Here is a 20,030-nt window from a genome sequence, read left to right as displayed (position 1 = left end):
CCCATGGTAGAAGCTTGGCCGGCTCATTTATTCCACGTTGTCGGACACCCCGAACACCCCTCCATATTGGCATCCTGAAAGTTCGCATAATGCTGCCGCGAGCCGCTCAGGTTCGCCTGCTCGAGATTACTTTCACCAAATTTGGACTCCTGCAGATTCGCGTCTGCGAGATTTGCACCCTTGAGATCCGCCTTGCTCAGCCAGGTCATCTCCAGATCTGCCGCACGCAGGTTGGCATTGTGCATCCTGGCCCCGGAAAGCCGGGCGAATTGCAGGTAGGCACCACTGAGGTCGGCCTCCTGGAATTGTGCGCCCTGGGCAAACATGCCCCAGCCCTGGATCGCCAGCAATTTTGCCCCGGTGAGATCCGCCAGGCGCAGGTTGCTCTGTTGCAGGCTGGCGCGGGTCAGGTTGGCGCCTTGCAGCCGGGCTTTTTCCAGGTTTGCCAGGTCCAGGCGCGCATGGCGCAGGTCGGCCCCGCGCAAGTCGGCGCCGCTGAGGTTCATGTTGCGCAGGTCCTGGTTACTCAGGTTCGCGCCCTTGAGGTCGGCACCGGGGCACTGGCTGTGATCGGCGATGGTGCAGCCGTTGATGATGAGCGGAGCGTCGGCGTCGTCGGCGTACGTCGGGGTGACGGTTAGCAAAAGCAGGAGGGGCAGGTATTTCATGGCGAGGCCTCAGAGGTCACACGTAGGAGCAATCCTGTGGGAGCAAGACTTGCCCGCGATGGCGGGGGCATGTCCGAAACGGATCGGCCTGACACACTGCCATCGCCGGCAAGCCTTGGTCCCACAGGGGTAGTGGTTTACTTTTGGGCTACCTGGCTATCCCAACTCGGAATCTTGAACACCCAGAACGACCCGCCCTGAGCCACCGGCTTGGTCAGTTCGGCCATGTCGCCGCCCCACAACGGCACCGCGCCGCCATAGCCAACGGTCACCCCGATGTACTGCTCGCCATCCTGCTCCCAGGTGATTGGCGGCGAGACGATGCCGCTGCCGGTCTGGAACTTCCACAGCTCCTTGCCGGTTTTCGCATCGAAGGCCTTGAAGAAACCATCACCGGTACCGGTAAACACCAGGTTGCCCTTGGTCGCCAACACACCGGCCCACAACGGCAAGGCCTCCTTGTGTTCCCACACCACCTTGCCGGTGGTCGGGTTCATCGCGCGCAGGCTGCCGACGTGATCGTCGTACATGCGCTTGATACGGAAACCCATGCCCAGATAAGCCGAGCCTTTCTTGTAGCTGACCTCCTCGGTCCAGTACTCCTCCTTCCACTGGTTGCCAGGGATATAGAACAGCCCGGTGTCCTGGCTGTAAGCCATGGGGTTCCAGTTCTTGCCACCGAGGAACGGCGGTGAAACCTCCACCGGCTTGCCCTTGGTCTCGCCCGGTAGTGGCTTGGCTGGACGCTGGCCTTCGTTTTCCACCGGCCGCCCGGTCTTGAGGTCGATGTGACTGGCCCAGGTGATGTTATCGACGAAGGGGAAGGCGTTCTGCAATTTGCCGTTGTTGCGATCGACCACATAGAAGAACCCGTTGCGGTCAGCATGGCCGGTGGCCTTGACCGTCTTGCCGTCCTTGTCCTTGTAGTCGAACAGCACCAGCTCGTTGTTGCCGGAGAAGTCCCAGGCGTCGTTCGGGGTGTGCTGGTAGAACCATTTCACTTCGCCGGTGCTTGGGTCGACGCCGACCTGGCCCGAGGTGTAGAGGCTGTCGTAATCGTGGGGATTGCCATCCTTGGGCGTGCGCGCCCAGGTGTTCCAAGGGCCGGGGTTACCGGCGCCGACGATGATGGTGTTGGTTTCCGGATCGAAGCTCGCACTCTGCCACGGTGCGCCGCCCCCATGGCTCCAGGCCTCGACCTTGCCGGTTTCAGTGGTCGGGTCATTCGGCCAGGACGGCGCCTTGACGTCGCCGGTGGGGGTGCTGTCCTTGCCGTTCAGGCGGCCCACGTGACCTTCGACGAAAGGCCGCATCCAGACTTCCTCTCCGGTGTCCGGGTCGCGGGCAAACAGTTGCCCGACCACGCCGAACTCATCGCCGGAGCTGCCATGGATCAGCAGCACCTTGCCGCTGGTCTTGTCCTTGATCAGCACCGGTGCGCCGGTCATGGTGTAGCCGGCGGCATGGTCACCGAACTTCTTGTTCCAGACCACTTTGCCGGTGTTCTTGTCCAGGGCGATCAGGCGTGCATCCAGGGTGCCAAAGTAGATCTTGTCGCCGAAGATCGCGGCACCGCGGTTGACCACGTCACAGCACGGACGAATGTTGTCCGGCAGACGATGGTTGTAGGTCCACAGGCGCTTGCCGGTCTTGGCGTCCAGCGCGAAGACCCGCGAATAAGACCCGGTGACATAGACCACGCCGTCACTGACGATGGCCTGGGATTCCTGGCCGCGCTGCTTCTCGTCCCCGAACGAATAGGACCAGGCCGGCGTCAGCTTGAACACGTTTTTGTCGTTGACCTGGGCCAGCGGGCTCCAGCGCTGGGCGTTGGTGCCCATGCCGTACTGCAGCACGTCCTTGGTGGTCAGGTGATCATTGGCAATGTCCTCCCACGAAACGTTGCGGGTAGGGGCTGCGGCTGCAGTGGCGGCATGGCTGGCAGTGCCCAGCGACAGGCTGCTCACCAGTACGAAGGCCTGCACGGCAAGGGTCAAGGGGGAAAGGGCGGGTAGCGATCTTATTGTCATGGTTGCAGTTCCCTGTGGAAGTTTTGGCCTGCACAGGGTGGTGCGCCGGGTGGGTTGGCGGATACGGAAAATATCCCGCTGTGGCCGGGAAAACTTCCCAAGGGGCACCTGATTTGGGTGTGCGCCACAAGCCCTACTACCAAGGGACTAGAAGGCGGCCACCAAAGCAGCATGGGGCTGGCGCCTGGTGCTTCCTAAGATGGTTGCCATAGCCTCTTTAAAGAGGTTTTGCGTGCAATCCTGAGGGCATAACAATGACAACAAAACGCAACGCCTTGCTTGTTGCCGGACTGCTGGCCGGTTTTATCAGTACGGGGTCCGCCTGGGCTCACGGCAACGTCGTCCCCCAAGCCGTCGAAACCCAGGGGCTGACCCCTGTCAAGGACGCTGGCGTGCCGCTCGATGCCGATGGCTGGGCCGCAGTAAACCCTTATCGAACCTCGCCGCAGCACGACAAGGCGGTGGAAATCGGCTCTTCGGCCTACAACCAGAACTGCGCGGCCTGTCATGGCCTGGAAGCCAAGTCCGGTGGTATTGCCCCGGATCTGCGCATGCTCGATGTCGGAGATGCCGGTGATGAATGGTTCGTCGAACGAGTGCGCCATGGCGCCGTACGCGACGGCCGCGTGTATATGCCCAAGATGGCCGATTACCTGAGCCAGGAAGCCTTGTGGGCGGTGCGCACTTACCTGGATACGGTCCACGTCGAGGAGTAAGGCATGCGCCTGTTCACGCTGTTGATCAGTGCGTTGTTGCTGTGTTGCCAGGCGGTACAGGCGCAGGTGCGGACCTATGACGAAATGATCGCCGCCGGTGAGCTGAAAGTGGCGGTCTACAAGGATTTCGCCCCTTACAGTTTCGAAGACGCCGGTCAGGCCCGGGGCGTCGATGTAGACCTGGCCGCAGCACTGGCCAAGGCACTCGGTGTGCGCCTGACCCTGATGTGGGCGCCGGCGGGAGAAAAACTCGACGACGACCTGCGCGACTACATCTGGCGCGCCAGCCAATTGCACGACCTGCAATTGGCTGACCTGATGATGCGCGTACCCTACGATCAGGACTACGCGCGCAAGCGCAACGAGCTGGGTGAACTGGAGAACAGCCACGTGGTGATGTTCGGGCCCTACCAGAACGAGCAGTGGCAGGTCGCGTACGACCGTCGCCGCCTGGACAAGGTCGCCAGCGTGGCAGTGTTCGAGCAACATCCGATCGGCGTCGAGGTGGACAGCGTTCCGTCGTTCTACCTGACCTCGGTGTTCAACGGCATGCTCGCCGGCAAAACCCACCATTATCCCGGCGTGCCCCAGGCATTCGCCGCGATGAAGGCGGGTGAAGTCGATGCGGTGATGGCGATGCGCGGCGAGATCGACTGGCAAGTGCACGCAGCGGCCGACCCCCAGGTTGCGCTGGCGGAAAACGCCTACCCGAACATGGGCAAGCAACGCTGGGAGATTGGCATGGCGGTGCACGAAAGCAATCGACAGCTGGCGTACGCGGTCGAAGAGGCGCTGGAAGGGATGATTCGCGATGGTTCGGTCAAGGCGCTGTATGCCAGGTACGGCCTTCGATATGACGTGCCTGAGATGTATCAGCAGTGAACCGGCGAGCGAGCTGCCTGCTGGCCTGCTGGCTGCCCATCGCTGCCCTTGCAGCGCCCACCGACCCCGGCAAAGACCCGGTGCCGTCGGTGATGTGGGCTTTTTACCACAAGCAAATGCTCGGTGACGCGCCGTTCGTGTTCGATGACCGGGTAAAATTGCTGGCCCCGCCATTCGCCGAAGACGCCCGGCAGGTACCGCTGGAGATCGACGCGCGGGCGTTCAAGGGCGAAGTGGTGAAAATCCTCGCCTGGGCCGAGTTGAATCCGTTGCCGAAGATCGTCGATTTCCAGCCGGTGAGCGGGGTCTTGCCCTGGCTGTCGATCCGTATCCGCATCGAACAGGCGACCCCGTTGCGCGCTGCCGTGTTGACCCGCGACGGCCTGTGGCATGTCGGTTCGACGCTGATCGACGCGGCGGGTGGTGGCTGCACCGCGCCCAGTGTGGTGCGCACCCAGCCGGGGTGGGAGGAGCGCATCGGTGAAGTGCTGGGCGGTCGATACCCGCGGGGCGAATTCAGTCGCCTGCGCCTGCAGGTCGCACATCCGATGGACAATGGCATGGTCAGTGGCATCCCGGAATTCTTCATCAATCATGCCGAGTTGCGTGATGGTAATGACCAGGTCCTGGCGCGCCTTGAGCTGTTTCCCGCCGTCAGCGAAAACCCCAACCTGACGTTCGATCTCGAAGGGGCAGGGCAGACGCGCCTGTTACTGCGCGACAACAGCGGCAATGAGTTCGATGCGGCCATTCCCTGACCCCAAGGAGCGCCTGATGCGCTGGATGCTGTTGTTGTTCATTGGCATGAGCCTGCCGGCCCTGGCCGACCTCGAGTACTCGCTCAAGCCCAGGCTCATTGCCCAGGACACCTGGTTGCTGGAAGGCAGCACCGACAACTTCGCCAAGGGCAACGGCGGCAACATCGTCAACACCGCCTTCATCGTCACCGAGCGCGGCGTGGTGGTGATCGATACCGGGCCCTCGAAGCGTTATGGCGAAGCGATGCGCCAGGCGATTGCGGCGACGACCGACAAGCCGGTGATCGAAGTGCTGTTGACTCATCACCATCCCGACCATGCGCTCGGCAACCAGGCCTTTACCGACGTGCCGATTGCCGCGCTGGCGGGGACTACGCAGTTGTTGCGTCAGCAGGGTGATGCCATGGCCGAGAACATGTACCGGCTGGTGGGCGACTGGATGCGGGGCACCGAAGTCATACTGCCAACCCGGACGCTGGAGCCGGGCGTGCACAGTTTTGGGAATCACGATTTACGCGTGCTGAGCCTGGGTGGGCACACCGGCGCGGATCTGGCTATTCTCGACCAGAAAACCGGCGTGTTGTTTGCCGGGGACCTGGTGTTTTATCAACGAGCACTGACCACGCCCAACAGCCCGGGGCTGGCGGTGTGGCTGGCCGACATCGCCACGCTTGAAGGCCTGCCCTGGACGCTGATCGTGCCCGGCCATGGCCCGCTGGCAACCGACGCCAGGCCCTTCGAACAGATGCGCGACTACCTGGGGTGGCTCGACCAGCTGATGCGCGACGGCGCGGCCAATGGCAGCGACATGTCGGAGATGATCCGCAGCCCCATTCCCGAGCGATTCGCCGCAATCAACCTGAGCCGATATGAGCTGATTCGCAGCGTCAGTCATCTGTTTCCCCGCTACGAGCGGGCCCAAATGACCCGAGTGGATTCCACCCCAAACAATTGAATACCACTCACCACCTGACCTTCTACGGGAGCGAGCCCGCTCGCGATGGTCGCCAACGATAACCCTGGAAACCTGACACCCGGCGGCGGTCTCCCGTCCACCGCGAGCAGGCTCGCTCCCTCATTGGTTACGCGCTACGACCCCGTACTAAGGAACTACAAATCTCCACACTGCGGGCAATTGTTGCCAGGGCCCCGGCGACCAAGAATCTGCACCAGACCGGGAAATTTTCCCGGGTATAACAAAAAACCGCAGAGGCAGCCGTCATGACCCAACCCGCACGTCGCCAACCCTTCGTCTTGAGCCTGTTGCTCAGCGCCATGCTGCTGTCCGGCCAGGCGCTGGCGGCCGTCACCGACCAGGAAATTCTCCAGGACCCCAAGAACCCGGGGCAGATCGTCACCAACGGTCTGGGCGTGCAGGGTCAACGCTACAGCCCGCTCGATACGCTCAACGTCGACAACATCAAGGATTTGCGGCCAGTGTGGGCCTTCTCCTTCGGTGGCGAGAAACAGCGTGGCCAGCAAGCGCAGCCAATGATCAAGGACGGCGTGATGTACATGACCGGTTCCTACTCGCGGGTGTTCGCGGTGGACGCGCGCACCGGCAAGAAACTCTGGCAGTACGACGCACGCCTGCCCGACGATATCCGGCCCTGCTGCGACGTGATCAACCGCGGCGTCGCGCTGTATGGCGACCTGGTGTTCTTTGGCACCCTGGACGCCAAGCTGGTGGCGCTGAACAAGGACACCGGCAAAGTGGTCTGGAGCAAGAAGGTCGCCGATCACAAGGAAGGCTACTCGATCAGCGCCGCGCCCATGGTCATCAACGGCAAACTGATCACCGGAGTGGCCGGTGGCGAATTCGGCGTGGTCGGCAAGATCGAAGCCTACGACCCGAAGAACGGTGATTTGCTGTGGACTCGCCCTACGGTCGAAGGTCATATGGGTTACGTCTACAAGGATGGCAAGCCCGTAGAAAACGGCATTTCCGGCGGCGAGGCGGGCAAAACCTGGCCGGGCGACCTGTGGAAGACCGGTGGCGCAGCGCCGTGGCTGGGTGGCTACTACGACCCGGAAACCAACCTGCTGCTGTTCGGTACAGGTAACCCGGCACCGTGGAACTCGCACCTGCGTCCTGGCGACAACCTGTACTCGTCCTCGCGCCTGGCGCTCAACCCGGACGACGGCACCATCAAATGGCATTTCCAGAGCACGCCCCACGATGGCTGGGACTACGATGGCGTGAACGAGCTGATCTCGTTCAACTACACCGAGGGCGGCAAGGAAATCAAGGCTGCCGCCACCGCTGACCGCAACGGTTTCTTTTACGTGCTGGACCGCACCAACGGCAAATTCATCCGCGGTTTCCCGTTCGTGGACAAGATCACCTGGGCGACCGGGCTGGATAAGGACGGTCGGCCGATCTACAACGAAGCCAGCCGACCGGGTGCACCGGGCACCGAAGCCAAAGGCAGTTCGGTGTTCGTCGCCCCGGCGTTCCTCGGCGCGAAAAACTGGATGCCGATGGCCTACAGCAAGGACACCGGCCTGTTCTACGTGCCGTCCAACGAGTGGGGCATGGACATCTGGAACGAAGGCATTGCCTACAAAAAAGGCGCGGCCTTCCTCGGTGCCGGTTTCACCATCAAGCCACTGAACGAAGACTACATCGGCGTGCTGCGCGCCATCGACCCGAAAACCGGCAAGGAAGTCTGGCGTCACAAGAACTTCGCGCCACTGTGGGGCGGGGTGCTGACCACCAAGGGCAATCTGGTATTCACCGGCACGCCGGAAGGGTTCCTGCAGGCATTCAATGCCAAAACCGGCGAGAAGGTCTGGGAATTCCAGACCGGCTCCGGTGTGCTCGGCTCACCTGTGACCTGGGAAATGGACGGCGAGCAGTACGTCTCGGTGCTGTCCGGCTGGGGTGGCGCGGTGCCGTTGTGGGGCGGCGAAGTGGCCAAGCGCATCAAGGACTTCAACCAGGGCGGCATGCTCTGGACTTTCAAATTGCCGAAGGACCTGGTGGCTAAGCACTAATCCAGGTTCACCACATCCCACAGAGTTTTCCACCCCATCGGGATTTGTGGGCAAACCTACTACCAAATAACGAGAGCCCCCCTGCCAACGGCGCATTCGTCTGGCACCTGGGGCTCTCTACTATCGGTTCATCGCCTGTTTGCCCGACAGGCATCGACCCAGACAGAGGCCCACCATGATCTACGCACAACCCGGAACACCCGGCGCCGTCGTTTCCTTCAAGCCGCGCTACGGCAATTTCATCGGCGGCGAGTTCGTTGACCCGGTCAATGGCGAGTACTTCACCAACACCTCGCCGGTCACCGGTGAAGTGATCGCCGAATTTCCGCGCTCCAGCGCCGCCGATATCGACAAGGCCCTCGACGCGGCCCACGCTGCGGCGGATGCCTGGGGCAAGACCTCGGCGCAGGACCGTTCGCTGGTCCTGCTGAAAATCGCCGACCGCATCGAGCAGAATCTGGAAATCCTCGCGGTTACCGAAACCTGGGACAACGGCAAGGCCGTGCGTGAAACCCTCAATGCCGACGTACCGCTGGCCGCCGACCACTTTCGCTATTTCGCCGGGTGCATCCGTGCCCAGGAAGGCGGCGCCGCCGAGATCAACGAACTGACCACCGCTTATCATTTCCACGAGCCTTTGGGCGTGGTCGGACAGATCATCCCGTGGAATTTTCCATTGCTGATGGCCGCCTGGAAACTCGCCCCGGCCCTGGCTGCCGGCAACTGCGTGGTGCTCAAGCCCGCCGAGCAAACGCCACTGTCGATCATGGTGTTTGCCGAACTGATCGCCGATCTGCTGCCAGCGGGTGTGCTGAACATCGTCCAGGGTTTCGGCCGCGAAGCCGGTGAGGCCCTGGCCACCAGCAAGCGCATCGCCAAGATCGCGTTTACCGGGTCCACTCCGGTGGGCGCACACATCATGCATTGCGCCGCCGAGAACATCATTCCAAGCACCGTGGAACTGGGCGGCAAGTCGCCGAACATTTTCTTCGAAGACATCATGAACGCCGAGCCGCAGTTCATCGAAAAAGCCGCCGAGGGCCTGGTGCTGGCGTTCTTCAACCAGGGCGAAGTCTGCACCTGCCCGTCCCGGGCACTCGTCCAGGAGTCGATCTACGAGCCGTTCATGGCCGAGGTGATGAAGAAGATCGTCAAGATCAAGCGCGGCAATCCGCTGGACACCGAGACCATGGTCGGCGCCCAGGCGTCCGAGCAGCAGTACGACAAGATTCTCTCGTACCTCAAAATTGCCCAGGAGGAGGGCGCGCAGCTGCTCACCGGCGGCGCCGCCGAGCGCCTTGAAGGCGACTTGTCGACGGGTTACTACATCCAGCCGACCCTGCTCAAGGGCCACAACAAGATGCGGGTGTTCCAGGAAGAAATTTTCGGTCCGGTGGTGGGTATCACCACCTTCAAGGACGAAGCCGAAGCCCTGGCGATCGCCAACGACAGCGAATTCGGCCTCGGTGCCGGCCTGTGGACCCGCGACATCAACCGTGCCTACCGCATGGGCCGGGCGATCAAGGCCGGCCGCGTGTGGACCAACTGCTACCACCTGTACCCGGCGCATGCCGCGTTCGGCGGTTACAAGAAGTCCGGTGTGGGCCGCGAAAATCACAAGATGATGCTCGACCACTACCAGCAGACCAAGAACCTGCTGGTGAGCTACGACATCAATCCGCTGGGGTTCTTCTAACCCCCCGCGCCTACCTGTAGGAGCGAGCTTGCTCGCGATGGTCGCCAAGGACAACGCCGGGAAAATGATACCCAGCGTTGTTCTTGCGTCAATCGCGAGCAAGCTCGCTCCTACAGGTTTTGTGTAATCCAGCCGCCGCGCAACACCCCCTACCAACGCACCCCGCCACCTCCTTCGAAAGTAGCATTCGGTCACCTCCCGCCCCGTGCATTAATGGCTTTACCGGAATTGCCCGGCACAAGAAGAGGATTGACCCATGTGGCATAAACCCGCGTTTACCGATCTGCGCATTGGCTTCGAAGTGACGATGTATTTCGCCAACCGTTGATTGTTCACCCGGCCAGCCGTCGTGTTGGCCGGGCCTGCCTTCTGGAGCATTGTTCATGCACATCCGCGTTCTTGGTTCGGCTGCCGGCGGCGGTTTTCCGCAGTGGAACTGCAACTGCCGGCAATGCGCCGGCGTGCGCAACGGTACCCTGCGGGCGCAGCGGCGAACGCAGTCCTCGATTGCCCTGAGCGACAACGGGGTGGACTGGGTGCTGTGCAATGCTTCACCGGATATCCGCGCGCAGCTGGAAAGCGTCGCGCCGCTGCAACCGGCTCGACAACTGCGCGACACGGCGATTACCGCCGTGGTGCTGATGGACAGCCAGATCGACCACTGCACCGGCCTGTTGAGCCTGCGCGAAGGCTGCCCGCATACCGTGTATTGCACCGGCCGGGTCCACGAAGACCTGAGCAGCGGCTTCCCGCTGTTCGGCATGCTCGAGCACTGGAACGGCGGCCTGCAGTGGCAACCGCTTGGTCTGGACCGCGAACCCTTTCAGATCCCGGCCTGCAAACACCTGCGGCTGCGGGCGATCCCACTGGTGAGTAACGCACCACCGTACTCGCCCAACCGCGGCAATCCGCAGCCCGGCGACACCATCGGCCTGTTTATCGAAGACCTGCAAAGCGGCGCATCGCTGTTCTACGCCCCGGGGCTCGGGCAGGTCGACGCTGAGGTGCTGGGCTGGATGCAACGCGCCGATTGCCTGTTGCTCGACGGCACGTTGTGGCGCGACGACGAAATGCGCGTGTGCGAAGTCGGCCAGAACCTGGGCAGCGACATGGGCCACCTGGCCCAGAGCGGGCCTGGCGGCATGCTGGAAGTGCTGGAAGGCTTTCCCCGCCAGCGCAAGGTGCTGATCCATATCAACAATACCAACCCGATCCTCGATGAGGACTCGGCGGAACGGGCGTTGCTGGAGCGGCGGGGGATTGAGGTGGCTTTTGATGGCATGGACATTGTGCTGTAGCCAATGGCCCCATCGCGGGCAAGCCAGATACCACAGTGGATTTGCGGCACACACCTCTCCCTGTGGGAGCGGGCTTGCCCGCGAAGAGGCCAAGCCAGATACCACACAGCTCCCAGGATGATCCCAATGACCGACACCCCAATGACCCCCACTGAATTCACCGCCGCCCTGCAAGCCAAAGGCGCCTACTACCACATCCACCACCCCTTCCACCAAGCCATGTACGCCGGTCGTGCTACCCGCGAACAGATCCAGGGCTGGGTCGCCAATCGGTTTTATTACCAGGTGAACATCCCCCTGAAGGACGCTGCGATCCTCGCCAACTGCCCCGATCGCGAAGTGCGGCGTGAATGGCTGCAACGCATCCTCGACCACGACGGCGTGCCTGGCAGCGAAGGCGGCATCGAAGCCTGGCTGCGTCTGGGTGAAGCCGTGGGGCTCGATCGCGAACAGATTCTCTCCCAGGAACTGGTGTTGCCCGGCGTACGTTTTGCCGTGGACGCCTACGTCAATTTTGCCCGGCGCGCCTGCTGGCAGGAAGCAGCCAGCAGCTCCCTGACCGAGCTGTTCGCGCCGCAGATCCACCAATCACGTCTCGACGCCTGGCCGAGCCATTACCCATGGATCGACAGCGCCGGCTACGACTACTTTCGCACCCGCCTGGGCCAGGCGCGTCGGGATGTCGAGCACGGCCTGCGCATTACCCTGGCGCACTACCTCACCCTGGAGGGGCAGCAACGCATGCTGGAAATCCTGCAATTCAAGCTTGATGTATTGTGGAGCATGCTCGACGCCATGAGCATGGCCTATGAACTGCAGCGCCCGCCTTACCATAGCGTGACCACGCAGAACGTCTGGCACCGGGGGATTGACCTGTGAACGGGAGCAAACCGCAACCCGGTCCACCGCTGTGGCTGCTGGCGGAGCTGACCTATCGTTGTCCACTGCAGTGCCCCTATTGCTCCAACCCGCTGGATTTTGCCCGGCAGGGTGCGGAGCTGAGCACCGAGGAATGGATTCGCGTATTCCGCGAAGCGCGGGAGATGGGCGCGGCGCAGCTCGGCTTTTCAGGAGGCGAGCCGCTGGTGAGGCAAGACCTGGCCGAGTTGATCAAAGCCGCGAGGGACATGGGTTACTACACCAACCTGATCACCTCCGGCATCGGCCTGACCGAGCAGAAGGTGCGCGACTTCAAGGTTGCCGGGCTGGACCATATCCAGATCAGTTTTCAAGCGGCCGACGAGGCGGTCAACAACATGCTCGCCGGTTCGCGCAAGGCCTTTGCGCAGAAGCTGGCCATGGCCCGGGCGGTAAAGGCCCAGGGTTATCCGATGGTGCTGAATTTTGTCACCCATCGGCACAACATCGACCAGATCGACCGCATCATCGAGCTGTGCCTGGAGCTGGAAGCGGATTTCGTCGAGTTGGCGACCTGCCAGTTCTACGGCTGGGCCGAGCTCAACCGGGTCGGGCTGTTGCCCACCCGTGAGCAGTTGCAGCGCGCCGAGCGCATTACCAACCAGTACCGCGCGCGTCTCGAGGCCGAAGGTCATCCCTGCAAGCTGATCTTCGTCACGCCGGATTACTATGAAGAACGCCCCAAGACCTGCATGAACGGCTGGGCCAACCTGTTTCTCGACATCACCCCGGACGGCACCGCACTGCCATGCCACAGTGCCAGGCAGCTCCCGGTGGTCTTCCCCAATGTGCGCGAGCACAGCATCGAGCACATCTGGACCGACTCGTTCGGCTTCAACCGTTTTCGTGGCGACGACTGGATGAAGGAGCCTTGCCGCTCCTGCGATGAAAAGCACAAGGACCTGGGCGGGTGTCGGTGCCAGGCGTTCATGCTGACCGGCGATGCCGAGAATGCCGACCCGGTGTGCAGCAAATCGGCGCACCACGGCGTTATCCTCAAGGCCCGGGACGAGGCCGATGCGCCCGGCCTGGGCATGGAGCACCTGACGCTGCGCAACGAAAAGGCCTCACGCCTGATCTACCGCGGATAACATCCATGCACACGCCCCCGGAGGAGCCGGCTTGCCGACGATGGCGTGCGCACAATCTACGCAAGGCTTCAGGGCCTCATCGCCGGCAAGCCGGCTCCCGCAAGGAATCTGTTGTCATTTCAGCCTTTAGCTACCCATTGGTCTGATTGCATTCACCGCCGGATGGGGTAGTGTGGCTTTACCTTCCAAAACAATAAAAACACAGGCTTTCCAATGAGCCAAAGTCTCAGCCAGCTGCGTAAATTCGTTTCACCTGAAATCATCTTCGGTGCCGGTTGCCGGCATAACGTCGGCAACTATGCCAAGACCTTCGGTGCGCGCAAGGTCCTGGTGGTCAGTGACCCCGGGGTGATTGCCGCCGGGTGGGTGGCCGATGTCGAGGCCAGCCTGCAGGCCCAGGGCATCGACTACTTTCTCTACAGCGACGTGTCGCCCAATCCCCGGGTCGAAGAAGTCATGCTCGGTGCCGAGCTGTACCGGGAAAACCACTGCGATGTGATCGTCGCCGTGGGCGGCGGCAGCCCGATGGATTGCGGCAAGGGCATCGGCATCGTCGTCGCCCATGGCCGCAACATCCTCGAGTTCGAAGGGGTGGACACCATTCGCGTGCCGAGCCCGCCGCTGATCCTGATTCCCACGACCGCCGGCACCTCGGCGGATGTTTCGCAATTCGTGATCATCTCCAACCAGCAGGAGCGCATGAAGTTCTCCATCGTCAGCAAGGCGGTGGTGCCGGACGTGTCGCTGATCGACCCGGAAACCACCTTGAGCATGGACCCGTTCCTGTCGGCCTGCACTGGCATCGATGCCCTGGTGCACGCGATCGAGGCTTTCGTGTCGACCGGGCACGGGCCCTTGACCGATCCCCATGCGCTGGAAGCCATGCGCCTGATCAACGGCAACCTGGTGCAGATGATCGCCAACCCCACGGACATTGCCCTGCGCGAGAAAATCATGCTCGGCAGCATGCAGGCCGGGCTGGCGTTTTCCAACGCGATCCTCGGTGCGGTGCATGCGATGTCCCACAGCCTGGGCGGTTTCCTCGACCTGCCCCATGGCCTGTGCAATGCGGTGCTGGTGGAACACGTGGTGGCGTTCAACTACAACTCGGCGCCGGAGCGTTTCAAGGTCATCGCCGAGACCTTTGGCATCGACTGCCGTGGCCTCAATCACCGGCAGATCTGCGGGCGTCTGGTGGAGCATCTGATCGCGCTCAAACACGCCATCGGCTTCCACGAAACCCTCGGCTTGCACGGCGTGCGCACTGCCGATATTCCGTTCCTCTCGCAGCACGCCATGGACGACCCGTGCATCCTCACCAACCCTCGCGAGTCCAGTCAGCGTGATGTCGAGGTCGTCTATGGCGAAGCCCTCTGACGAGCAGCAACGGGCGCTGGCCGGGCTGCTGGGACTAGGCAGCCACTCGGCGCGCAAGAGCCACTACCCGGAGCTGGCCGCGCGCCTGGAAGAGCTGGAAGCCGAACGCAATCGCTACAAATGGCTGTTTGAAAATGCCGTGCACGGGATCTTCCAGGCCAGCCTGCTCGAAGGCATGCGTGCGGCCAATCCGGCGCTGGCGCGGATGCTCGGCTACCAGGATCCCCAGGACGTGTTGTTCTCCCTGGCGGACCTGGCGAGCAACCTGTTCGTCGGCGGCGCGCAGGAGCTGGCCAATATTGGCGAGATCCTCAGGCACCAGGGCAGCCTGCACGGCTACGAAACCCAATTGCGGCGCAAGGACGGCAGCAGCCTCGACGTGTTGATGAACCTGTTGCTCAAGCCTGATCAGGAAGGCCTGGTGGAAGGTTTTGTGGCCGACATCACCGAGCGCAAACTGGCCCAGAAGCGCCTGCAACAGCTCAACGACGAACTGGAACAGCGGGTCAACGCGCGCACCGACGAACTGCTCGAGGCCCGGGACGCCGCCGAGGCCGCCAATCGCAGCAAGGACAAGTACCTCGCCGCCGCCAGCCATGACCTGCTGCAACCGCTCAACGCCGCGCGCCTGCTGATCTCGACCTTGCGCGAGCGCAAGTTGCCCGACATCGAGCAGGTCCTGGTGGAGCGTACCCATCAGGCACTGGAAGGCGCCGAAGACCTGCTCACGGACCTGCTGGACATTTCACGGCTCGACCAGGCCGCCGTCAAACCGGACGTATCGCTGTATCGCCTCGACGAGTTGCTTGGCCCCCTGGTATCCGAGTTCCAGTCCGTGGCCGAGGCCGACGGCCTGCACCTGCGCGTGCACATGGGCGACTACGCGATCCGCACCGACTTGCGCCTGATGACGCGCATCCTGCGCAATTTTCTCAGCAATGCCTGCCGTTACACCGACCAGGGCAGCATCCTGCTGGCGGCCCGGCCCCGGGGCGAGATGCTGCGCCTGGAGGTGTGGGACACCGGGCGCGGGATTGCCCCGGACCGCCTGGATTCGATTTTCCTCGAGTTCAACCAGCTGGATGTCGGCCGCGCTGCCGATCGCAAGGGCGTCGGGTTGGGGCTGGCGATTGTCGAGCGCATCGCCAAGATTCTCGAGTACCGCGTGCAGGTTCATTCGCTGCCGGGGCGTGGTTCCAGATTCAGCATCGAGGTGCCCATGTCCCGGGAAGTGCCGCTGCCGATCAGCCTCGCGGCGCCGCAGCCGGGCACCGGTAATCCGTTGCCGGGGCGTCGTTTGCTGGTGCTGGACAATGAAGTCAGCATCCTTGACAGCATGCGGGCGCTGCTCGGGCAGTGGGGCTGCGAGGTGGTGACGGCCACCGACCAGGCCTCGGCGTTGAGCGCACTGGCCGGGCGGGCGCCGGAGTTGATCCTGGCCGACTATCACCTGGATCACGGGGTGGTGGGCTGTGAAGTGGTCAGGCGCTTGCGCGAGCATTTTGCCCAACCGATTCCTGCCGTCATCATCACCGCCGATCGCACCGATCAATGCCGTCGCTCATTGCGACGCCTGGATGCACCGCTGCTGAACAAACCGGTGAAGCCTGGCAAGTTGCGCGCGGTGCTCAGTCAGTTGCTGGGGTAGGGCAGCGCGCGATACTGCAGGCTGAAACCCAGCTCGGCAGACTGACCTTGTGCCAGCAGGCGCAAGCCCGGCCGCCCGGGCAGGTGATGGGCATTGACCGGGTGGCTTACCGGTTCGATACAGAAGAATCCCAAGCCAACCGGGCAATACAGCAGGTAATAATCGCTGCCGCTGGCCTCGCACTGCAGTTCGTAGCCCAGATCCGGTTGCTGGATCAGGCAGTGGCCGTCCCATTGGCAGAAACCGTTGTCGACCAGGGTATCCGGCAGCGCTTGCAGTTGCTGAAAATCCCATGGGTCGGGGATCGAATCGATTCGGGTAGGCAGTCTGGACGCGTCGCACATCCAGACCTGTCGGGCAGTTGCCTGCAGACGGGTGCCGGCGGTGCGCGGCAGATAGGGATGCAGTCCCAGCCCATGCCACGCGGCACGCTCGGCCAGGTGCGTAACCTGCACCTCGATACTCAGGCGGCCCTCGCTCAAGTGAAAGCGTTGCCGGGCGCGATAGGCAAAGGGGATGCTGCAGTCCAGCTGCAGCACCACTTCATCCTGCGTGTGGGAAACGACCTGCCATGGCTGTTGCCAGGCACTGCCGTGGATGGGTAGCGGGTCGGTGAGGCTGTTGTGCGCCAGGGCAAGCCAGCCATCGGGGCAGTCGAAACCGCCTTCGGCGATCCGGTTGGACCAGGGCACCAGCGGGAAGCAGCCGAGCTTGCCCGGCAGGCCGGTGTTCAATGCCTGCGCATCGTTGTGCCGCAGCAATGGCTGGCCGGTACTGCGTACGGTCCAGTTGACGATGCTGCCGCCGAGTTCGGGGGCGAGGGTCAGGTGGGTGAGTTCGTCTTCGAGTTCGAGCAGTGTTGGCGCCATAGCCGTTAACCTGTCTGAAAAACACCGAGATCCCGTAGGAGCTGCCGAGTGCAACGAGGCTGCGATCTTTTGATCTGGGCTGTAAAAAGCAAAAATCAAAAGATCGCAGCCTCGTTGCACTCGACAGCTCCTACGTCAGCTCCTACGGCAGCTCCTGCAGGGGCTGCATTTGCCTTTTACAACACCAGATGCGGCAACCACAGCGACAGTGCAGGAACGTAAGTCACTGCCATCAGCACCAGGAACAGCACGGCATAGAAAGGCAGCAGTGCAATCACGGTTTTTTCGATTGTGACTTTACCCACGGCAGACCCCACAAACAGTACCGCGCCTACGGGCGGCGTGATCAATCCTATGCCCAGGTTCACCAGCATGATCATGCCAAAGTGCACCGGGTCGACGCCTATGCCGAGAATCACCGGCAGCAGGATGGGGGTCAGGATCAGGATCAAGGGCGCCATGTCCATCACCGCGCCGAGCATCAGCAGCATGACGTTGATGCACATCAGGATCACGTAGCGGTTGTCTGACAGGGTCAGGAACATGGTGGTGATCTTTGCCGGAATCTGCATCAGCGTCATGATGTAGCCGAAGCTGGCGGCGAAACCGATCAGGATCATCACGATGGAAATGGTCCGGACCGTGCGGTGCATCAGTTTCGGCAGCTCACTCCATTTGTAGTCGCGGTAGATGAACATGGTCACGAAAAACGCCCAGAGCACGGCGATGGCTGCGGACTCCGTGGCGGTGAAAATACCCGAGAGAATGCCGCCGAGAATGATGACCATCGCCATCAGGCCCCACATCGCTTCGCCGCATATTTTCAGCGCCTGCTTGAGAGGAATGACCTCGCCCTTGGGGTAGTTGCGTTTTTTCGCGAAGATCAGGCAGAGCACCATCAGGCAGGCGCTCATCAACAGCCCCGGTACGATGCCCGCCATGAACAGCGAAGCAATCGACACCGTGCCGCCGGCAGCCAGCGAGTAAATCACCGAGTTGTGGCTGGGAGGCGTCAACAGGGCCTGGACCGACCCGCTGATGGTCACGGCCGTGGCGAATTCCCGTGGATAACCCTTGCGCTCCATTTCCGGAATCAGTACCGAGCCCACTGACGCGGTATCCGCCACCGAGGAGCCGGAAATCGCCCCGAAGAATGTCGAGGCCATGATGTTGACCAGCGACAGGCCGCCGCGCACGAAGCCCACCAGCACCCCGGCAAAGGCGACCAACCGGCGGGACATGCCACCTTCGGCCATGATCGCGCCCGCGAGCACGAAGAACGGAATCGCCAGCAGGGAGAATTTGTTCACACCACCGGCGACTTGAATCATCAGCGCCTGAAACGGTATGTCGATCCACCATGCGCCGATCAGCGCAGAGAGCCCCAAGGCATAGGCGACCGGCATGCCGATCATGATCAGAGCGAGAAAACTGCCCAGCAGAATCAGAGCGTCCATTTATACGGCACCTTCGCTTTCTTCAACCAGGTCGAAACGCACGACCCGACGGTTGCTCTGGTCACCGAGCAGGAGTTTTTCCAGGACAAAAATCAGCGTGAGCAAACCGCCCACGGGGATCGGCATATAGGTAATGCCCACGCGCAGCGTCGGCAGGGCGCTCATGAACTGGTTCCAGGTGGACATGCACAGTTTGGTACCCCAGACGGTCATGAACAGGCAGACCGTGGCCATCAGCAGTTGCGAGAAGATCCCCACGACTCTGCGTACTTCGGGCGTCATCCGGTCGGTCACCATGGCCACCGCCATGTGCGCACCGGCGCGATAACTGGCCGCCGCGCCGATGAATGTGAAGACCATCATCAGCAAAATGGCGGTGGGCTCCGGCCAACTGGAGCCGGTGCCGAGGACATAACGAGCGAAAACGCCCCAGGGAATGATCAGGGCAATGGCCAGCACCGACAGCCCGGCGACCCAGATGCAGGTCATGTAAATCTTGTCATTGATGCGCAGCAGTAGATTCTTCATCGGGTTTCACCGTAACCGGGCGCGCGCCGGGGTACACAGACGTCAGCGGCGCCGGCCTTTCCTGAGTGCCTGGGAGGGGTTATTGGACCGCTTCGATACGCTTGATCAGATCGGCATAGGGCGCGCCGTATTTTTCGCGGATCGACGCGGTGGCCTCGTAGAAAGGTTTTTTGTCGACGGTGATGAACTCGACGCCGGCCGCCTTGAGTTTTTCCTCACTGCTGGCGGACTTCGCGTCCCACAGGGTGCGCTCCTGGGCCTGGGCGGCCTTGGCGGTTTTCTTCACCAGGACTTGCTGGTCGGGGGTGAGCTTGTCCCAGGTGATTTTCGACATCACGATGGGTTCCGGCAGGATCAGGTGGCCGGTGAGGCTGTAGAACTTGGCATTCTGGTAGTGGTTGTGTTCGAGCAGGGTGGGCGGGTTGTTCTCCGCGCCGTCGATCACCCCGGTCTGCAGGGCGCTGAAGATCTCCCCGGTGTCCATCGCGATGCCGTTGCCGCCCATGGCGTTGATGGTGTCGATGAACATCGGGTTGCCTTGTACGCGGATCTTCATGCCCTTGAGGTCTTCAAGGCTGCGCACCGGTTTTTTGGTGTAGATGTTGCGCGTGCCGCCGTCCATCCAGGCCAGGGCGACCAGGCCGAATTCGGAATCGGTGATCTTGGCGAGGATTTCGTCGCCCACCTCACCGTCGATGACCTTGCGCATGTGCGCCTGGTCGCGGAACACGAACGGCATGTTGAACACGTTCACGTCCGGAACCACCGGACCGACGATGCCAAGGCTGACCCGGGCCATCTGGATTGCGCCGACCTGGGCCTGTTCGACCACTTCCTTTTCCGAGCCGAGTACGCCGCCGGCAAACATCTTGAAAGTCAGCTTGCCGTCACTGTCGGCCACCAGGGTTTTACCCAGCTGCTCTTCGGCCACCACGGTGGGGTAACCGGCCGGATGGATATCGGCGAATTTGATTTCCAGTGCCTGGGCGGCACTGCTGAGGGTGAAGGCCAGGGGGAGTGCAGCGGCGAGCAAGGTGCGTTTGAAGTCCATGGGGCAATTCTCCAGTCTTGTTGTTTTTTTTATTCAAGGCACAGCA

18 protein-coding genes are annotated in these 20,030 nt (G+C 62.1%); 12 read left to right on the top strand and 6 right to left on the bottom strand.

Features of this window, described 5'->3' with window-relative positions:
• Positions 1 to 23: 23 nt before the first annotated feature.
• Both EQV97_RS05460 and exaA read right to left on the bottom strand, forming a co-directional pair.
• Positions 24 to 668: a pentapeptide repeat-containing protein gene (locus EQV97_RS05460; protein WP_240888595.1), complete on the bottom strand. Its 645-nt coding sequence runs from the start codon at positions 666 to 668 to the stop codon at positions 24 to 26.
• A 137-nt stretch (positions 669 to 805) separates the two neighbouring features.
• Positions 806 to 2,698 (bottom strand): quinoprotein ethanol dehydrogenase, encoded by a 1,893-nt coding sequence (gene exaA / locus EQV97_RS05455; RefSeq protein WP_201148086.1) that lies wholly within the window; start codon positions 2,696 to 2,698, stop codon positions 806 to 808.
• A 254-nt stretch (positions 2,699 to 2,952) separates the two neighbouring features.
• On the opposite strand from exaA, the gene pedF reads away from it, so the two are divergent.
• From pedF to EQV97_RS05395, 12 genes are all read left to right on the top strand, one after another.
• Positions 2,953 to 3,414, top strand: coding sequence for a cytochrome c-550 PedF (gene pedF / locus EQV97_RS05450; RefSeq protein WP_201148085.1), 462 nt, complete (start codon positions 2,953 to 2,955; stop codon positions 3,412 to 3,414).
• 3 nt (positions 3,415 to 3,417) lie between these two features.
• On the top strand, positions 3,418 to 4,296 hold the full coding sequence (locus EQV97_RS05445) for an ABC transporter substrate-binding protein (RefSeq protein WP_240888594.1): 879 nt from the start codon (positions 3,418 to 3,420) through the stop codon (positions 4,294 to 4,296).
• Entirely contained in the window at positions 4,293 to 5,054 is a 762-nt protein-coding gene (locus EQV97_RS05440) for a quinoprotein dehydrogenase-associated SoxYZ-like carrier (RefSeq protein ID WP_240888593.1), read from the top strand. The genes EQV97_RS05445 and EQV97_RS05440 overlap by 4 nt, the downstream gene beginning before the upstream one ends.
• Before the next feature lie 16 nt (positions 5,055 to 5,070).
• On the top strand, positions 5,071 to 6,009 hold the full coding sequence (locus tag EQV97_RS05435; RefSeq protein ID WP_122839611.1) for a quinoprotein relay system zinc metallohydrolase 1: 939 nt from the start codon (positions 5,071 to 5,073) through the stop codon (positions 6,007 to 6,009).
• 266 nt (positions 6,010 to 6,275) lie between these two features.
• A complete protein-coding gene (locus tag EQV97_RS05430) occupies positions 6,276 to 8,051 on the top strand; it encodes a PQQ-dependent methanol/ethanol family dehydrogenase (protein ID WP_122839613.1) in 1,776 nt (591 codons plus the stop codon).
• A gap of 175 nt (positions 8,052 to 8,226) precedes the next feature.
• The gene (locus EQV97_RS05425; protein ID WP_122839614.1) at positions 8,227 to 9,747 is read left to right on the top strand and encodes an aldehyde dehydrogenase family protein; all 1,521 of its coding nucleotides are present in this window, start codon (positions 8,227 to 8,229) and stop codon (positions 9,745 to 9,747) included.
• Positions 9,748 to 10,003: 256 nt separating this feature from the next.
• Positions 10,004 to 10,075, top strand: a complete 72-nt coding sequence (gene pqqA, locus EQV97_RS05420; protein WP_081499480.1) for a pyrroloquinoline quinone precursor peptide PqqA — start codon at positions 10,004 to 10,006, stop codon at positions 10,073 to 10,075.
• A 55-nt stretch (positions 10,076 to 10,130) separates the two neighbouring features.
• The gene (gene pqqB / locus EQV97_RS05415) at positions 10,131 to 11,045 is read left to right on the top strand and encodes a pyrroloquinoline quinone biosynthesis protein PqqB (RefSeq protein ID WP_240888592.1); all 915 of its coding nucleotides are present in this window, start codon (positions 10,131 to 10,133) and stop codon (positions 11,043 to 11,045) included.
• A gap of 126 nt (positions 11,046 to 11,171) precedes the next feature.
• Positions 11,172 to 11,924: a pyrroloquinoline-quinone synthase PqqC gene (gene pqqC, locus EQV97_RS05410; RefSeq protein ID WP_122839616.1), complete on the top strand. Its 753-nt coding sequence runs from the start codon at positions 11,172 to 11,174 to the stop codon at positions 11,922 to 11,924.
• Positions 11,921 to 13,054 carry a pyrroloquinoline quinone biosynthesis protein PqqE gene (gene pqqE / locus EQV97_RS05405; RefSeq protein WP_122839617.1) on the top strand — a complete coding sequence of 378 codons (1,134 nt, stop codon included), beginning with the start codon at positions 11,921 to 11,923 and terminating at the stop codon, positions 13,052 to 13,054. The genes pqqC and pqqE overlap by 4 nt, the downstream gene beginning before the upstream one ends.
• Positions 13,055 to 13,267: 213 nt before the next feature.
• Positions 13,268 to 14,431 carry an alcohol dehydrogenase-like regulatory protein ErcA gene (gene ercA, locus EQV97_RS05400; RefSeq protein WP_045060453.1) on the top strand — a complete coding sequence of 388 codons (1,164 nt, stop codon included), beginning with the start codon at positions 13,268 to 13,270 and terminating at the stop codon, positions 14,429 to 14,431.
• Entirely contained in the window at positions 14,415 to 16,079 is a 1,665-nt protein-coding gene (locus tag EQV97_RS05395; protein WP_240888591.1) for a NahK/ErcS family hybrid sensor histidine kinase/response regulator, read from the top strand. The genes ercA and EQV97_RS05395 overlap by 17 nt, the downstream gene beginning before the upstream one ends.
• Here EQV97_RS05395 and EQV97_RS05390 read toward each other — a convergent pair.
• From EQV97_RS05390 to EQV97_RS05375, 4 genes are all read right to left on the bottom strand, one after another.
• Complete coding sequence (locus tag EQV97_RS05390; RefSeq protein WP_240888590.1) at positions 16,064 to 16,948, bottom strand: aldose 1-epimerase; 885 nt, start codon at positions 16,946 to 16,948, stop codon at positions 16,064 to 16,066. The genes EQV97_RS05395 and EQV97_RS05390 overlap by 16 nt on opposite strands.
• Before the next feature lie 176 nt (positions 16,949 to 17,124).
• Positions 17,125 to 18,405 carry a TRAP transporter large permease gene (locus tag EQV97_RS05385; protein ID WP_122839620.1) on the bottom strand — a complete coding sequence of 427 codons (1,281 nt, stop codon included), beginning with the start codon at positions 18,403 to 18,405 and terminating at the stop codon, positions 17,125 to 17,127.
• Positions 18,406 to 18,933: a TRAP transporter small permease gene (locus EQV97_RS05380; RefSeq protein WP_045060457.1), complete on the bottom strand. Its 528-nt coding sequence runs from the start codon at positions 18,931 to 18,933 to the stop codon at positions 18,406 to 18,408.
• A gap of 79 nt (positions 18,934 to 19,012) precedes the next feature.
• Positions 19,013 to 19,984, bottom strand: a complete 972-nt coding sequence (locus tag EQV97_RS05375; RefSeq protein ID WP_122839621.1) for a TRAP transporter substrate-binding protein — start codon at positions 19,982 to 19,984, stop codon at positions 19,013 to 19,015.
• Positions 19,985 to 20,030 lie beyond the last annotated feature (46 nt).

The organism is Pseudomonas sp. TMW22090 (assembly GCF_022496665.1).
In the GTDB taxonomy this organism is placed as follows: domain Bacteria; phylum Pseudomonadota; class Gammaproteobacteria; order Pseudomonadales; family Pseudomonadaceae; genus Aquipseudomonas; species Aquipseudomonas gregormendelii.
Note: the sequence above shows the minus strand (reverse complement) of the source record. Positions and strands in the feature narration are given on the sequence as shown.

Coding starts and splice junctions, on each gene's coding strand:
- EQV97_RS05460 (WP_240888595.1), bottom strand. CDS start 668: ATGAAATACCTGCCCCTCCTGCTTTTGCTAACCGTCACCCCGACGTAC.
- exaA (WP_201148086.1), bottom strand. CDS start 2,698: ATGACAATAAGATCGCTACCCGCCCTTTCCCCCTTGACCCTTGCCGTG.
- pedF (WP_201148085.1), top strand. CDS start 2,953: ATGACAACAAAACGCAACGCCTTGCTTGTTGCCGGACTGCTGGCCGGT.
- EQV97_RS05445 (WP_240888594.1), top strand. CDS start 3,418: ATGCGCCTGTTCACGCTGTTGATCAGTGCGTTGTTGCTGTGTTGCCAG.
- EQV97_RS05435 (WP_122839611.1), top strand. CDS start 5,071: ATGCGCTGGATGCTGTTGTTGTTCATTGGCATGAGCCTGCCGGCCCTG.
- EQV97_RS05430 (WP_122839613.1), top strand. CDS start 6,276: ATGACCCAACCCGCACGTCGCCAACCCTTCGTCTTGAGCCTGTTGCTC.
- EQV97_RS05425 (WP_122839614.1), top strand. CDS start 8,227: ATGATCTACGCACAACCCGGAACACCCGGCGCCGTCGTTTCCTTCAAG.
- pqqB (WP_240888592.1), top strand. CDS start 10,131: ATGCACATCCGCGTTCTTGGTTCGGCTGCCGGCGGCGGTTTTCCGCAG.
- pqqC (WP_122839616.1), top strand. CDS start 11,172: ATGACCGACACCCCAATGACCCCCACTGAATTCACCGCCGCCCTGCAA.
- ercA (WP_045060453.1), top strand. CDS start 13,268: ATGAGCCAAAGTCTCAGCCAGCTGCGTAAATTCGTTTCACCTGAAATC.
- EQV97_RS05395 (WP_240888591.1), top strand. CDS start 14,415: ATGGCGAAGCCCTCTGACGAGCAGCAACGGGCGCTGGCCGGGCTGCTG.
- EQV97_RS05390 (WP_240888590.1), bottom strand. CDS start 16,948: ATGGCGCCAACACTGCTCGAACTCGAAGACGAACTCACCCACCTGACC.
- EQV97_RS05385 (WP_122839620.1), bottom strand. CDS start 18,405: ATGGACGCTCTGATTCTGCTGGGCAGTTTTCTCGCTCTGATCATGATC.
- EQV97_RS05380 (WP_045060457.1), bottom strand. CDS start 18,933: ATGAAGAATCTACTGCTGCGCATCAATGACAAGATTTACATGACCTGC.
- EQV97_RS05375 (WP_122839621.1), bottom strand. CDS start 19,984: ATGGACTTCAAACGCACCTTGCTCGCCGCTGCACTCCCCCTGGCCTTC.